The following is a 15,212-nucleotide window of genomic DNA, read 5'->3' as shown; positions in this document are numbered from 1 at the left end:
GGCGCGCACGATGCCTGGCGCCGGCGCTATTCGTCCGGCGCGTTCTCGTCGGCCGCCTTCTCGTCCGGCGCCTGCTCCGCGCGCGCCTGCATCTTCGCCTCGCGCAACTCCTTCTCCGACATCCGCAGCGCCTTCACATCGAGCGGACGGACGCTCTGGATGCGGCACGGCAGCCGGATCGTGCGCGAGGAACCGCCGAACACGATGACGTCGTCGAACCGCGCCGAAACCCGGCTGCCGAAATGGGTGATGGCGATCGACGGAGCGAAATCCAGATCCATGCAGCGGCCGCTGAGCTCCAGCAGATAGGCCTGGTTCGGGCGCGTCCACACCGCCAGCGCGCTGTCGCCCAGCGCGGTCCAGCCGCTGAGCCGGTTGAAGTACTGGAAGTGGCGCACCGGCGCGCCGGCGTTGGCGCGGTACAGCGACAGGCGCTCGGCATCGCTGAGGCGGTTGGTGGCGCAGCCGGCCAGCAGCACGGCCAGTCCGAGCAACGGCGGCAAGAGGCGGTTCATGGCGAATGCTCCCGGTGGCGATGGACGCATGATGCACCCGCCGTTGCCAGGCCATGTGCAAACCAGGCGCATCCAGCGTGAAGGCATGCGCCGCGCGCACGGCAGCGAGCGCCGGCCAACCCCGATCCCGCCCGTCGCGCGTTTGCAGCATCGGACCACCACCGAGCGCACCGCCATGCACCCACGCCCGCACCGCCCCACCCTGACCTGCCTGATCCTCGCCACGCTGCTGGCCGGGTGCAGTACCGCCGACGAACGCACCGCCACGCCGGCATCGGCATCGGCGGATGCCGCTAGCGCCACCGAAACGTACGCGTCGCCGCAGCTGCTGCTCGAAGGCAGGGCAAGCTCCGAGCCGCAACTGGTGTCGGCGCCCGCGCCGCCCGCTCCACCGGCCCGGGCCATCGCGCCGGCACAGTCGTACGCACGCAATGCGGCGGCCAAGCGCATGCCGCTGAGCGCACCGCCGCCGCAAGCCGATCGCGAGCACTACCAGCACGCGTCCGACAACCCCGTGCACAGCGCGCGCGAGCAACCGCTGTCCACCTTTTCGATCGACGTGGACACCGGCAGCTACACCAACGTGCGGCGCATGCTGCACGACGGCCAGCGCCCACCGGCCGACGCGGTGCGCGCCGAAGAATTCATCAACTACTTCGACTACGCGCATCCGGCCCCGCGCGATACCGACACGCCGTTCCGCGTCACCACCGAACTGGCCGCCGCGCCGTGGAATCCGCAGCGGCAGCTGCTGATGATCGGCATCAAGGGCTACGACGTGCCGCGCCAGGCGTTGCCGCCGGCCAACCTGGTGTTCCTGATCGACACCTCCGGCTCGATGGCCTCGGCGGACAAGCTGCCCCTGCTCAAGCAGGCCTTCGCCATGCTGGTGCCGCAGCTGCGCGCGCAGGACCGGGTCTCGATCGTGGTCTACGCCGGCTCCGCCGGGCTGGTGTTGCCGCCGACGCCCGGCGACCGCCATGCCGAGATCCTCGCCGCGCTGGAGCGGCTGCAGGCCGGCGGCAGCACCAATGGCGGCGACGGCATCCGCCTGGCCTATGCGACCGCGCGGCAGGGCTTCGTCGCCGGCGGCAGCAACCGGGTGATCCTGGCCACCGACGGCGACTTCAACGTCGGCACCGTCGACCAGGGCGCGCTGGAAACCCTGGTCGCCGACCAGCGCCGCAGCGGCGTGGCGCTGAGCACGCTCGGCTTCGGCCGCGGCAACTACAACGATGCGATGGCCGAGCGCCTGGCCGACGTCGGCGACGGCAACCACGCCTACATCGATTCGGCGCGCGAGGCGCACAAGGTGCTGGTGCGGCAGATGCAGGCCACGCTGTTGACCATCGCCCGCGACGTCAAGATCCAGGTCGAGTTCAATCCGGCGCAGGTCGCTGAGTACCGCCTGATCGGCTACGAGAACCGGCTGCTGGCGCGCGAGGACTTCGCCAACGACAAGGTCGATGCCGGCGACATCGGCGCCGGCCACAGCGTCACCGCGCTGTACGAGATCACCCCGGTTGGCAGCGCGGCGCCGCGCCTGCCGGCCCTGCGCTATGCCGCACCGGCGCAGCCGCAGGCGCCGCGCCAGGCTGGCGAACTGGCGCAATTGCGGCTGCGCTACAAACTGCCCGGCCAGGAACGCAGCCGCCTGCTGCAGAGCACGATCGCCACCGCGTCGGCGACGACGCAGCCGAGCGCGGATCTGCGCTTCGCCGCCGCGGTCGCCGCCTACGCCGACCTGCTGCGCGGCGGCACGCACATCGATGGCTGGGGCTGGGCGCAGGTGGCCAGCGCGGCGCGCGCGGCGACCGGCGAGGACCGCAGCGGCAGCCGCCGCGAGTTCGTCGAACTGCTGGCGATCGGGCAAGGGCTGGTCGCGCCCGAGGCGGCGACGCCGGTCCAGGTGTCCACACGCTGATCCGGCAACCGGCGGCGGACTGCGCACGCAACCGCGTGCGCAGTCCTGTTAGGCACGACACGCGCGAGCGCGCGAGCGCCACGCCTACGACGCCTACGACGCCTACTACCGCTACCGCTGCGCAGTCTTCGCCGTTTCGCAGAAGCGCTGCCGGTATTCCATCGCCTTGGGCATCAGCGCCTGCAGGTTCTGGATCCGCGTGCCCGGGTTCGGGTGCGTTGAGGAGAACTCCGGCGGCGCCTGGCCGCCGCTGCTGGCGCTCATCCGCTCCCACAGCGGGATGGCCTCCTGCGGATCGAAGCAGGCCGCTGCGGCCAGCATCAGCCCGACCTCGTCGGCCTGGGTCTCGTGGCTGCGCGCGTACGGCAGCAGGTAGCCGTAGCCCATCGCCGCCATCGCCATCTGCTGCTGTTGCGGATCCATGCCGCTGGCCGCGCCGGCCATCTGCCCGATCTGGGTCAGCTTCTGCTGCGCCATGCGCTGCGCGCCATGGCGCAGCAACGCGTGCGCGATCTCGTGGCCCATCACCACCGCCACCGCATCGGCGTTCTTGGCCACCGGCAGCAGGCCGGTATAGACCGCCATCTTGCCGCCCGGCAGGCAGAACGCATTGGCCTGCTCGGACTCGATCACGTTGACGTCCCAGTCGAAACCGCGCGCATAGTGCTTGGCCTGCATGCCGTGCTCGGCGGCCAACGCATCCTCGACCACGTCGACCTTGGCGATCAGCCGCTGCGCGATCGCGCGCACCTGCTGCGCCACCTTCGATTGCGGATCGAGCGGACGCTCCTGCGCCAGGATCTCCTGGTAGGCCTGCAATCCCAGCGCCTTCTCGTCCTCCACGCCGAGCGAACTGTCGATCAGCACCTTCTCGCCGGTATACGGGTCCTCGCTGCGATTGGAGAACCAGTAGAACCCCGCGTACACGGCGAAGCCCAGCAGCACCAGCCAGCGCAGCCCGCCCAGCGGCCCGCGGCGGCTACCGCCCTGCTCCCCGCGCTGGCGGCCGAAGACGTTGCTCATGTCCAATCCCCTTGCTGGCTGGTGGGTGGCGACGGCGCCTGCCCGTGCGCCGCACTGTAGCCGCCGCGGCCGCGCGGCCGCGTCAAATTCCGCGCACCAGGCGGAAACCGACCCGGGCGCTGGTGGTGTCGGAGTCCTGCATCAGCCGCCACGCGGCACGGGTCTGCTCCGGCGCATTGGCCCAGTTGCCGCCGCGCACCAGCCGCGAGCGGCAGCCGGGGTTGTACCAGGCGTTGCCGTCGGCGGGCGCGCGGCGGTAGCTGGAATGCCAGCAATCGGCGACCCATTCGCTGAGGTTGCCGCCCATGTCGTGCAGGCCCCAGGCATTGGCCTTGAAGCTGGCGACCGGGGCCGGTCCCCAGAAGCCGTCGGCGTAGCCGACGAAGGCGTTGTTCCAGTGCCGGCCGCTGGGCGAGACGTCGCCGCCGCCGGTGAAGTTGCCGCTGCCGCGCGGCGGCACGCCTGCGTTGCCCCACGGATAGCGGCCGCGGCTGCCGGCGCGCAGCGCATATTCGAACTCGGCTTCGCTGGGCAGCCGGTAGTGGCGCCCGGTCTGCAGCGACAGCCATGCCGCATAAGCCTCGGCATCGCGCACGCTGACGTGCATCACCGGGCTGTTGGGCGCGGCGCGCGCGCCGTTGTAGTCCGATTGCCAGTCGGTGCCGCTGCGGCGCACGAAATTGCCGCTGCGTTCGTCGTAGACGATCGAATGCCCGCGCCGGGTCGCGCGCGGCCGCGCGCCGCTGGCCTCGACGAAACGGCGGAACTCGGCCACGGTGACCTCGGTGATCGACATCGCGAAACCGCGCTCGAAGCGCACGTAGTGTTGCGGCTGCTCCGCCGGCACCGCGCCGGGCTCGGTCGCGCTGGCGCCCATGCGGAAGCCGCCGTGCGGCACCACGATCATCTGCGGCCCGCGCTCGCCGCTGCTCATGCCGTCGGTGAACACCTGGCCGGGGCGGAAGCTGCCGTAGTGGGTGGCCAGGTCGATGCGCTCGCGCAGCATCGCCGCCACCGGATCGCCCGGGTCGGCGATGCGCAACACCTCGCCCAGCTTCTCGCGCGCGGCCTTCAGCCCGGCCGGCGTGGCCAGGTCGCGCAGGCCGGCATCGCGCAGGCCGGCGATGCGCGCGGTGCGCACGCCCTCCACCCGCGCGCGCGCATCGCGCACCGTGGCGGCGCCGTCGCGGATGCGTGCGGCGCGCGCCAGCCAGCTGCCGGCTGCGGCGAAATCGGACACCGCCGCAGCCGCCTCGGCGCGCCGGATCACCGCGCTCTCCACCGCCGCCACGCCCTGCCGCGCGCGCGCATCGTCGGCGTCCAGCTGCAGCGCTTCGCGGAAGTTGGCCAATGCGCCGTTGCCGTCCTCGCCGAGCCTGCCGGCGCGCAGATCCTCCTCGCCGGCACGGTTGTAGGCCAGCACCCGCAGCGCGACCTCCACCCGCTGCTGCAGGCGCCGCACCGCCGGATCGTCGGCATCCAGCGACAGCGCCACCATCGCGATGAGGCCAGCGCGCTCCAGTGCCTGCTCCTGCTGCTCCGACGCGTGCAGCAGCGCATCGCCGAGTTGCAGCAACCGCAACCGCGCCTTGCGCAGGCCGTCGCGCGCCACCTTGTCCTCCGGCGCCAGCGCGCGGATCGCCAGGTACAGCGGGATCGCCGATTGCGGGTCCTCGAACAGGCGGTCTTCGGCCAGTGCGCGCGCGGCATCGCGCCGCGCCTGGGCCAGGCCGCCGCGATCGAGCGTCGGCAGCGGCGGCTGCCAGCGCGCCACCGTCTCCGCCGCATCCTCGCCGCCGATGGTGACGCTGGGCGCCTGCACCGGCTTGGCCGGCGCGGGCCTGGCCTGCGGCGCCGGCTTGGCAGGCGCAGGCGCGGGCGCCTGCCCGGTGCAGCCGCCCAGCAGCGCGGCCAGCAGGGTCCAGGCGATCACAGAACCGCTCGTGCGCACGCATCCTCCAAACGACATTTGCCTTCCGACGACATCCGCGCCATCGACGTCCGTACGGCCGGCGGGCCGACGTTAGGCTATTCTCGCCTGCCTGAGCAAACCCTGCATTCGACGGAAACCACGTGCCCTATTGGATCAAGCAACCCGCCGAGCTGACCGAACGGCTGGCGCAGCGCCCGGCCAGGATCGGCCTGGATACCGAATTCGTCCGCGAACGCACCTACTGGCCGCAGCTGGCGCTGGTGCAGATGGCGGTGGCCGACGAGATCCTGCTGATCGATCCGCTGATCCCCGGCATGCCGCAGGCGCTGGCGCCGTGGTTGTCGGACCCTGCCATCCTCAAGGTCATGCACAGCGCCAGCGAAGACCTGGTCGCGTTCAAGTGCGCCTGCGGCGCGCTGCCGCGGCCGTTGTTCGATACCCAGATCGGCGCCGGCCTGGCCGGCATCGGCGCCGGCATGGGCTACCAGAAGCTGGTGCTGGAGATCACCGGCGTGCACCTGGCCAAGGGCGAGACCCGCTCGGACTGGCTGCGCCGCCCGCTGTCGCCGGCGCAGCTGGAATACGCCGCCGACGACGTGCGCCACCTGTTCGCGATCCACGACGCGTTGCAGCAGCGGCTGCAGGCGCTGGACCGCAGCGCCTGGCTGCACGAGGACGGCGAACGCCTGCTCGGCACCGTGGAGCACGACGAAGGCGAGCGCTGGCCGCACCTGGGCATGCGCGCGGCGCAGTTCATGGATCCGCCGTCGCAACAGCGCCTGCTGCGCCTGCTGCGCTGGCGCGACGTACAGGCCCGGCACAGCGACAAGCCGCGCAGCTGGATCCTGGACAACGAACTGGCCGCCACCCTGGCGCGTTTCCCGCCGGACGACCGCAACGGCCTGCAGGCGCTGCTCGACAAGCATCCCAAGGCGCCGCGCAAGCTCGGCGACGCATTGTGGCAGGCGCTGACCACGCCACTGCCCGACGAAGCCGAGGCACCGCTGGCGCTGGCCGCCAGCGACGACAACAAGGCGGCATTGAAGCGCCTGCAGGACGCGGTATCCGCACGCAGCGCCGAACTGGGCCTGCCCGACGGCCTGCTGGCCTCGCGCAAGCACCTGGAAGCGCTGCTGGAAAGCGGGCAATGGCCGCAACCGCTGGCCGGCTGGCGCCGCCGCGAACTGGAAGCGACGCTGCAGCCGCTGCTGGGCAAGATCTGAAGGCATTTGTAGGAGCGGCTTCAGCCGCGACAGGCGTTACCGGTAACGCCTGTCGCGGCTGAAGCCGCTCCTACAGGGTTGGTTGCCTACGCACATCGCCCCCTGCAGCCGCGACGGTGGAGAAGATGCCGCCATCAGGCTTGGATCATTCCATGCGCCTTCCATGCACCGTTCGATTTCTCCGCCGCGGTTTATCGTGGAGAAACGCAAGCGGCGGCAATGCCGCGCATAAAACCCTCGCCCATAAAAAAGGCCAGGGGATACCTGGCCTTTTTCGCCCGATCAGTATTTGACCAGCGGGAACTTCAGATCCGGGTGGCGCGCCTTCCATTCGTTGTAGGCGGCGGTGCCTTCCCAGGCGGCGAACGCCTTCGGCGTGCGGCCACGGCCGGACCAGGTCTCGCCGGTATGCGGCAGCTGGTACTTCGGCTTGACCTCGCTGCGGCCACCGGCGGACTTGGCGCTGGCGGCCTTCGGCGCGGCGCTGGTCACGTAGGCGGCGATCTCGTTGCGCTGCTTGGCGCTGAAGAACTCGGCGAACTGCTCCAGCAGCGACAGCACGTTGGCATGCGCAGCGCTGGTCTCGCCTTCGCGCGCCTGCTTCTCCTGCTCTTCCAGCTTGCGCATCTCTTCCTGCAGCTTGGCCTTGGCTTCGGCGATTTGTTGCAAGTTGCGAACTTCCGTCATTTTTCAAGGACCCGTGAATAAAAGATTTGGAACGGACGGAATATTTCATCCGGAACGACGAAATCGTCTGACGAGGATTTCGACCTGCGATTATATCGACTCCGTTAGGCGGTTGCCCAAATGCGGCGCCGCATTCCCTACTTCGGCCGCAGCCGGACGCGGCGACGATCGCGCATGCGGCGCCCTGGCTTGCCGCCGCCTCGCGCCGCGCTTGGGACGCAGCGCCGCCGCCGATCCGCATCGCCCTCTTGGCACGCATGCCCCGGGCCAGTTAGACTACGCGTCTGATGTGGGGCGGTAGCTCAGCTGGGAGAGCGTCGCGTTCGCAATGCGAAGGTCGAGGGTTCGATCCCCTTCCGCTCCACCACTTTTCAGACGAAAGCCCCGGAGGCGACTCCGGGGCTTTTTTGTGTCTTCGGGGTGCCGCCTGCGGGATGCCAGCGCACCGTTGCCCTGCGCCGCAGGCTGGCGGACCAGCCGGTCCGCGACGTACGGCTCAGCCGGCCTGGTCGTTGCCGGACTTGGGCCCGCGCTCGTGCGCTTCGCGCAGCTTCTGGTCCTCCAGACCGGGGCGCTGCTTGGCCACCTCGTCCTGCGCCCGGTCCTGTCGGCCCTCCTGGATTCCTTGCTGCTTGCCCTGCTGCTGCTTGTCTTTGTCTGCCATGGTCCGGACCTCGCTGTGGCGGGCGCATGCCCTGTCCCGCAAACACTAGCGAGGCAGCCGTGATGCGCGTATCACGGCGCAGCCTTCGATGCGGATGACGTGCCTTCCTGCAAACAGCCGCGCGACCATGCACCGACTCTCGCGCATCGCGTCGGCGTATGCCACGCGATCGGTGCACTCTTCCGCCCTCAGGCCGCGGCCGGCAGCGCCGTCTCGGCGATGTCGTCCACGCGCAGCAGGCGCGCGCGGTCCAGCAGGATCACCAGGCGGTCCTCCAGCTTGCCCATGCCCTGCAGCAACTCCTGGCGGATGCCGCTGCCGAACGACGGCGCCGCCTCGATCTGCTGCGCCGGGATGTCCAGCACTGCGCTGACCGCATCGACCAGCAGGCCGAACGCTTGGGTGGTGCCGGCGTCCTCTGCGGTCACGATCACGATGCAGCTGCGCCGGGTGACGCGGCTGGGCGCGCGGCCGAGCCGCAGTTGCAGGTCCACCACCGGCACCACCGCGCCGCGCAGGTTGATCACGCCGCGCACGCAGGCAGGCATGGTCGGCACCGCGGTCGGCGGACGGTATTCGATGATCTCGTGGATGCCGTCGATGTTCAGGCCGAACAGTTCCTGTTCCAGTTGGAAGGTCAGGAACTGCGCCGGGACCGACGCCAGCGCCGGATCCGCGTCCAGCGGCACGGCCGCTGCGTTGCCAAGTTGTGCGCGCATGGCGTGCTCCTCAGAAGCTGGCGAACTGCGATTCGTCCGGACCCGCCGTCATCGCGTACGCCGGCTGCGGCGCACGCGGACGCACGCGCTTGGGCTCGATGCGGCTGCTGCCGAGCGCCTTGGCGCTGGGCTTGTCGGCTGCGCGCGGCGGGCGCGGTGCCTCGCCATGGCCCAGGCGGAAGAACGCCATCGACTGCTGCAGGTACTCGGCCTGCGAACTCATTTCCTCGGCGGTCGCGGCCAGTTCCTCGGACGCGGTGGCGTTCTGCTGCGTGGTCTGGCTCAGCTGCACCACCGCCGAGTTGATCTGCGCCACGCCGGAGGACTGCTCCAGCGAGGCCGCGGCGATTTCCTGCACCAGGTCGGAGGTCCGCTTGATGCTGGGCACGATGGTCTCCAGCAGGCGCCCGGCCTTTTCCGCCAGCTCGACGCTGGAACCGGCCACTTCGCCGATCTCCTGTGCGGCGACCTGGCTGCGCTCGGCCAGCTTGCGCACTTCCGCAGCGACGACGGCGAAGCCCTTGCCGTGCTCGCCGGCGCGCGCGGCCTCGATCGCCGCGTTGAGCGCGAGCAGGTTGGTCTGGTAGGCGATGTCGTCGATGATGCCGATCTTCTGCGCGATCTGCTTCATCGCCGCCACGGTGGCGACCACCGCTTCGCCGCCTTCCACGGTTTCCTTGGCGGCCTGCGCGGCCATGCCGTCGGTGATGCGCGCGTTCTCGGTGTTCTGCCCGATCGACGCGGTCATCTGCTCCAGCGATGCACTGGTTTCCTCCACGCCCGCGGCCTGCTCGGTCGAGGCCTGGCTCAGCGACTGCGCGGTGGCGCTGACCTCCTCCGACGCGCCGGCCAGGGTCTGCGCGCTGGCGTTGACCTCGCCGACCACCTGCTGCAGCTTCTCGACCATGCGCCGCATCGCCAGCAGCAACTGGCCCGCCTCGTCCTTCGAAGTGGTTTCGATCACGACGCTCAGGTCGCCGTCGGCCAGCGCATTGGCCACGTCCACCGCCTTGCCGATCGGCTTGGTCACGCTGCGGCTGATGAAGAAGCCCAGGCACACGCCGAGCAACACGCCGCCGATGATGATCGCGGTCAGCATCCTGGCGCCGCTGACATGGATCGCGCCGGTTTCCGCGCTTGCCTCGGCCGCGCGGGCTTCCTTGATGGTGGCCAGTTCGCTCATCAGCACGTCGAGCTCGTCGGAGGCGCTGCGCACCGAGGCCGACAGCGCGATGAGTTCCGGATTGGCTTCCTGCAGCGGCTCCTTGGCGACCTTTTCGATGAACTGGCCGCGATGCAGCAAGTACTGCTTCCATACCTCGTCGAAACGCGCCAGCTTGGCCTTGGACTCCGGGCTGCTGAACGAAACGCGCGCCTTGGCGACGTAATCGACCACGTTCGCGGTGTACTTGTCGATGCTGGCCAGGTGCTTGGCACGGTCCTCTTGCGTGGTCGACAGCTGCAGGTTGGAGCGCGCGCGGCCGGCGTAGATCAGGTTGATGTTGGCTTCCTTGATATTGGACAGGCCGACCAGTTCGCGCTCGTACAACTGCGTGGCGTAGTCGTTGATGCGTCCTGAATTGCGGATGCCGATCGCGCCGATGCAGGCGCCGATGGCGGCCACGATCAGGAACGCGCAGGTAAGCCTGATACCGATCTTCATATTGCCCAACATGATGTCTTCCCCGATTTGTTTGGTAACGACCGCGCCAAGACGACGCGTCCGGATGTCCTTCCCGTTGCACCCTGCTGGGCTCGGAAACGAGCATCAACGTGCGGACTGCAGCGATGCGCTGCGTAGCGCTGCATCGCCCGTTGCCTGAGAGCTATCGGCGCTCCCCGATTCCCCTTTAATCGCCACCACAAGTGCGGAATTGCGCACAGACGCGGGCGACGGCGGACCTTCGCTGAATACGGATAGGACCTTTCTGGGCGAGGCTCTTCGGTCGGCAAAGGTACGCGGCCCATGCCTGCCGCTTAGTGCCGCACTTTTCTCAACGGGAAATTACCGCCCCGGAATCCCGAAAAAAATGGTGATTTGCACCACAATAATTTGTAGACAACACGTGAAGAACCTCAATCGAACGGCATCGCGCTGCTTGTCGAGCGAGAGCGGCGATCGGGTCTCACTGCGGCGTCGTCAGCCCATGCAGGCGAGCATCGCGGCGATGGCGTCGCGCGTGCCGGACGCGACCGGCTCGCTCAGCCGTTGCCGCGCCGCGGCGCTGTCGGCGGCGCTCATGTCCTGCAACGGTTCGAAACGCTCCGCGACCCAAGTCGCCATCGGCAGCCCGTCGCGGTACAGCACGCGCGCGCCGGGCACCCGCGGCACGCGGTTGCCCGGCAGTACGCCGCCGAGCAGGTTCGCCGGGTCGGCGGCGGCGATGCACAGCCAGGCGCCATCGTGCGGCTGGCGCCGCAGCTGGCGCAGCAGGCCGATCGCCTCGGGCAGCGCGAACTGCTCGCCGGACAGCCCGCTGATGAAGCGACCGCCGCGGATCTCGCCGCGCGCCTCCAGCCGGTGATAGACGCGCAGCAGCTCGCGCCACGGCGGCAGCCACGCCGCCTCGCGCTCGAGCAGGCGCCAGCAGACCACGCCGTAGCGGCGCAGCAGGGTCCGCGCCAGGTGTTCGATGGCCTCGCCACGTACGGCCGCATCGCCGCCATCGGCAGCGCCGCGCAACAGCGCCCAGCGGCCCGCATCCTGGATGCCGTACAACGGCACCCGGCGCCGCCGCCGCGACAGCGCCGAGGGCCGCTTGGAGGCAGGCACCAGCAAGGCGCGCAGCCCGGCGTAGCTGTCGCAGTGGATGCGGCCGGCCGCCACCAGGTCCGCCAGCGCCTCTTCCAGTTCGGTGGACAGCAACCGCGTGGCGTCGGCGATCTCGTCGAAGAACGAAGCGCCGTGCGCCTCCAGGTAGTCGGCGACCTTCTGCGCGCGCGAGCCGAGCGCGACCGGCGCAGCCGCCGCCGGCAGCAGCCGCGACCATTGCGCGGCACTGCGCCGCGGCAACAACAGGATCGGGGTGCTGCGCAGCGAGCCGGCGCCGCCGGCGCTGGCCGCGGCCGGGCGCAGCCGCGTCCACAGCGTGCGTCCGGCGCTGCACAGTTCGTCCAGCCAGGCCGGGGCGTAGTCGCGTACGCGCGCCGGCAACAGCTCGCTTTCCCACAGCGCCGCCGGCGCCTCGAAGCCTTCCAGTTGCGCCAGCACGCTGGCCAGCGCTTCGGCCCCGGCGACCCGGCCTTCGCCGTCCAGGTGCTGCCAGCGGAACAGGAAACGCGCGTAGTCGCGCGGCGCGACCGGTTCGATCTCGCGGCGCAACCGGCCCAGGGTGTAGCGATGGATGCGCGCCAGCAGATGGCGCTCGCACCACTCGTCGTCGCCGGCATCGGCATTGAAGCGGCCCGGCAGCACGTAGCCGTCACTCTGCAACGCCAGCAAGGCCGCCTGCACCTCGCGCAGCGGCAGCCGCAGCGGCGCCGCCAGCGCGACCGCGGTCACCGGCCCCAGCGCAGCCAGGCGCAGGCGCAGCAGCTCGCGCAGCGCGCTGTCGCGCTGCCAGTCGTCGATCGCATAGCCGTCGGGCACGGCGATGCGCGGCTGCGCCGCGGCCTGCGGATACAGCGGCGCGACCAGCGCCAGCGACTCGGCCGCGACCCACAGCGCGGCGCCGTCGCTGCCGACGCCCTGCAACCGGGTGGCACGCGCATCGGCCGCCAGTTCCGCCAGCCAGGCCGGCCACGCGTCGTGCGCAGCGGCTTCGGCGGCGTCCAGCGCACCAAGCGCGACCAGCGCCTCGTGCATCTCGTCGCGGCTGCGCGGTTGCGGCCAGGCCTCCTCGCGCACCGCGGCGATCGCCTCCGGATCGAGCCGGCCGAGATCGTCGGCGCTGTCCGGATCCTGGTAGCGGCGGCTGTGCACGGCCTGGGTGCGGCGCTCCTCCAGCGGCGCATCGTCGAGGAACGCGTACGGCCGTGCATCCAGCGCCTCGGCCGCCAGCGGCGACGGCGCGGCAAGATCGCGCGCCAGCACGCGCACGCTGCCGTCCGCGATGCCGCGCAGCAGCTGCAGCCAGCCGTCGCTGTCCATCGCCTCGTGCAGGCAGTCGTGCAGCGTCTGCGCGACCAGCGGGTGCTCGGGAATCTCACGCTCGCCGACCAGGTTCTCGGCGCAGGCCACCTGGTCCGGGAACACTGTGGCCAGCAGATCCTCGGACTTCATCCGCTGCAGCTGCGGGGCGACCTTGCGCCCGCCGGTGAAGCGCGGCAAGGCCAGCGCGTTGGTCGCGTTCCAGCGCCAGCGCACGCCGAACAGCGGCGCCTCCAGCAGCGCCTGCACCAGCACGTCCAGCGCCGACGACGGGTGCAGGTAGCGCGCGACCTCCTCCAGCGCGAAGCTGTGCCGGGTCGACAGCGACAGCACGATCGCGTCCTCGGTGGCGGCCGCCTGCAGTTCGAAATTGAAGGTGCGGCAGAAGCGCTTGCGCAGGGCCAGGCCCCAGGCGCGATTGATGCGGCTGCCGTGCACGCTGTGGATCACCAGCTGGGTGCCGCCGCTGTCGTCGAAGAAGCGCTCCAGCACGATGCAGCGCTGCGTGGGCAGCGCACCCAGCGCGGTACGCGCGCGGCCCAGGTAGTCGACCAGCTGCTGCGCCGCGGCCGCGTCCAGCGCCACTTCCTCGTGCAGCCAGGCCAGCGCCTGCGCCGCGCCGCCCCGCTCCATGCACTGCTCCAACTGCGCGCGCAGCCGCGACACGCCGGCCGACAGTTCGTCGCTGCGCCCCGGCGCCTCGCCGAGCCAGAACGGGATGTTCGGCGGCGCGCCGCGCGCGTCCTCCACCCGCACCCGCCCCGGTTCCACGCGCAGGATGCGGTAGCTGGCGTTGCCGAGCTGGAACACGTCGCCGCTGAGGCTCTCGACCGCGAAGTCCTCGTTGACCGTGCCGATGTTCTCGGCCTGCGGCTCCAGCAGCACGCTGTAGTCGCCGGTCTCGGGAATGGTGCCGCCGGAGGTCAATGCGGCCATGCGCGCGCCGCGGCGCTCGCGCACGCGGCGGTGCACCGCGTCGCGATGCAGATATCCGGCGCGCGGGCCGAGCCGGGTACTGAAGCCGTCGCTGAGCATCCGCAGCACCGCGTCGAAGCGCTCGCGCGGCAGCGTCGCGTATGGCCAGGCGCCGCGCACCAGCGCGTACAGCGCGTCTTCTTCCCATTCCTGGCACGCCACCTCGGCGACCAGCTGTTGCGCCAGCACATCCAGCGGCGCGTCGAGCATGTGCAGCGCATCCAGTTCGCCGCGGCGCACGCAGTCCAGCAGCGCCGCGCATTCGACCAGGTCGTCGCGCGACTGCGGAAACAGCCGCGCCTTCGGGGTGCCGCCGACGGCATGGCCGGAGCGCCCGGCGCGCTGCAGGAAACTGGCGATCGAGCGCGGCGAGCCGAGCTGGCACACCAGGTCCACGTCGCCGATGTCCAGGCCCAGTTCCAGCGATGCGGTGGCGACCAGCACCTGCAACTGGCCGGCCTTGAGGCGCTGCTCGGCGAGCAGCCGCGCCTCGCGCGCCAGGCTGCCGTGATGCGCCGCCACCGCCTCGTTGCCGAGCAACTCGCCGAGATGACGCGCGGTGCGTTCGGCCATGCGCCGGGTGTTGACGAACACCAGCGTGGTGCGATGCGTGCGCACCAGCTCGGCCAGGCGCGCATACACCTGCTGCCACTGGTCGTTGGACATGCTCACGCTCAGCGGCGTCGGCGGCAGTTCCAGCGCCAGGTCGCGGGCGCGCGCATAGCCGATGTCGACGATCTCGCAATCGGGCTGGCCGTCGTGTACCGCCGCGCTGCCGACCAGGAAGCGCGCGACCGCATCGATCGGTTTCTGCGTCGCCGACAGGCCGATGCGCAGCGGCGGCACCGCACACAGCTGCTGCAGGCGCTGCAGCGAAAGCGCCAGGTGGCTGCCGCGCTTGTTCGCCGCCAGCGCATGGATCTCGTCGACGATCACCGTGCGCACGTGGCGCAGCGCGTCGCGACCGGAGACCGAGCCGAGCAGCACGTACAGCGATTCGGGCGTGGTCACCAGCACGTGCGGCGGGCGCCGCCGCGCCTGCGCGCGCTCGCGCTGCGGCGTGTCGCCGGTGCGCACCGCGGTGCGGATCTCCACGTCGGGCAGGCCGAGCGCGGCCAGTTCGGCGCGGATGCCGGCCAATGGCGCGTCGAGATTGAGCTGGATGTCGTTGGACAGCGCTTTCAACGGCGACACGTACAGCACCTGGGTGCGATCGGCGAGCCCGCCCTCGCGCAGGCCTTCACGCACCAGCGCATCGAGCGCGGCGAGGAACGCGGTCAGGGTCTTGCCGGAGCCGGTCGGCGCCGCCACCAGCGTATGCCGCCCGGCCTGGATCGCCGGCCACGCGGCCGCCTGCGCCGGCGTCGGCGCAGGGAAACGGCGCTCGAACCAGCGAGCGACGGCGGGATGGAAGCGTGCTTGCGGCAACGACATGCGGTCTCCTGCGGCGCGGCCATTG

At 70.7% G+C, this 15,212-nt stretch carries 10 protein-coding genes and 1 tRNA gene; 3 read left to right on the top strand and 8 right to left on the bottom strand.

Features of this window, described 5'->3' with window-relative positions:
* Nucleotides 1-26: 26 nt before the first annotated feature.
* Complete coding sequence (locus tag NUG20_RS08380; protein WP_263397896.1) at nucleotides 27-515, bottom strand: DUF6491 family protein; 489 nt, start codon at nucleotides 513-515, stop codon at nucleotides 27-29.
* 175 nt (nucleotides 516-690) lie between these two features.
* Here NUG20_RS08380 and NUG20_RS08375 point away from each other — a divergent pair, with 175 nt between their 5' ends.
* Nucleotides 691-2,439, top strand: a complete 1,749-nt coding sequence (locus NUG20_RS08375) for a vWA domain-containing protein (RefSeq protein WP_263397895.1) — start codon at nucleotides 691-693, stop codon at nucleotides 2,437-2,439.
* Between the two features lie 111 nt (nucleotides 2,440-2,550).
* Here the strand turns inward: NUG20_RS08375 and NUG20_RS08370 are convergent, their stop codons facing one another.
* Complete coding sequence (locus tag NUG20_RS08370) at nucleotides 2,551-3,462, bottom strand: M48 family metallopeptidase (protein WP_263397894.1); 912 nt, start codon at nucleotides 3,460-3,462, stop codon at nucleotides 2,551-2,553.
* 82 nt (nucleotides 3,463-3,544) lie between these two features.
* Entirely contained in the window at nucleotides 3,545-5,395 is a 1,851-nt protein-coding gene (locus NUG20_RS08365) for a formylglycine-generating enzyme family protein (RefSeq protein WP_263397893.1), read from the bottom strand.
* A gap of 140 nt (nucleotides 5,396-5,535) precedes the next feature.
* Here NUG20_RS08365 and rnd point away from each other — a divergent pair, with 140 nt between their 5' ends.
* Nucleotides 5,536-6,618 carry a ribonuclease D gene (rnd, locus tag NUG20_RS08360; protein WP_263397892.1) on the top strand — a complete coding sequence of 361 codons (1,083 nt, stop codon included), beginning with the start codon at nucleotides 5,536-5,538 and terminating at the stop codon, nucleotides 6,616-6,618.
* A 282-nt stretch (nucleotides 6,619-6,900) separates the two neighbouring features.
* Here the strand turns inward: rnd and NUG20_RS08355 are convergent, their stop codons facing one another.
* The gene (locus NUG20_RS08355; protein WP_263397891.1) at nucleotides 6,901-7,305 is read right to left on the bottom strand and encodes an H-NS histone family protein; all 405 of its coding nucleotides are present in this window, start codon (nucleotides 7,303-7,305) and stop codon (nucleotides 6,901-6,903) included.
* 291 nt (nucleotides 7,306-7,596) lie between these two features.
* Here NUG20_RS08355 and NUG20_RS08350 point away from each other — a divergent pair.
* Nucleotides 7,597-7,672 (top strand) — tRNA-Ala (locus tag NUG20_RS08350).
* Between the two features lie 129 nt (nucleotides 7,673-7,801).
* Here NUG20_RS08350 and NUG20_RS08345 read toward each other — a convergent pair.
* The 4 genes from NUG20_RS08345 to NUG20_RS08330 all read right to left on the bottom strand — a co-directional run bounded on the left by NUG20_RS08345 (nucleotide 7,802) and on the right by NUG20_RS08330 (nucleotide 15,187).
* Nucleotides 7,802-7,969 (bottom strand): hypothetical protein, encoded by a 168-nt coding sequence (locus NUG20_RS08345; protein ID WP_263397890.1) that lies wholly within the window; start codon nucleotides 7,967-7,969, stop codon nucleotides 7,802-7,804.
* A gap of 188 nt (nucleotides 7,970-8,157) precedes the next feature.
* Nucleotides 8,158-8,688, bottom strand: coding sequence for a chemotaxis protein CheW (locus NUG20_RS08340; RefSeq protein ID WP_263397889.1), 531 nt, complete (start codon nucleotides 8,686-8,688; stop codon nucleotides 8,158-8,160).
* Nucleotides 8,689-8,698: 10 nt separating this feature from the next.
* Nucleotides 8,699-10,363, bottom strand: a complete 1,665-nt coding sequence (locus NUG20_RS08335) for a methyl-accepting chemotaxis protein (RefSeq protein WP_263397888.1) — start codon at nucleotides 10,361-10,363, stop codon at nucleotides 8,699-8,701.
* A gap of 465 nt (nucleotides 10,364-10,828) precedes the next feature.
* Nucleotides 10,829-15,187, bottom strand: coding sequence for a DEAD/DEAH box helicase (locus NUG20_RS08330; RefSeq protein ID WP_263397887.1), 4,359 nt, complete (start codon nucleotides 15,185-15,187; stop codon nucleotides 10,829-10,831).
* Nucleotides 15,188-15,212 lie beyond the last annotated feature (25 nt).

Source organism: Xanthomonas sp. CFBP 8443, assembly GCF_025666195.1.
GTDB lineage: Bacteria > Pseudomonadota > Gammaproteobacteria > Xanthomonadales > Xanthomonadaceae > Xanthomonas_A.
Note: the sequence above shows the minus strand (reverse complement) of the source record. Positions and strands in the feature narration are given on the sequence as shown.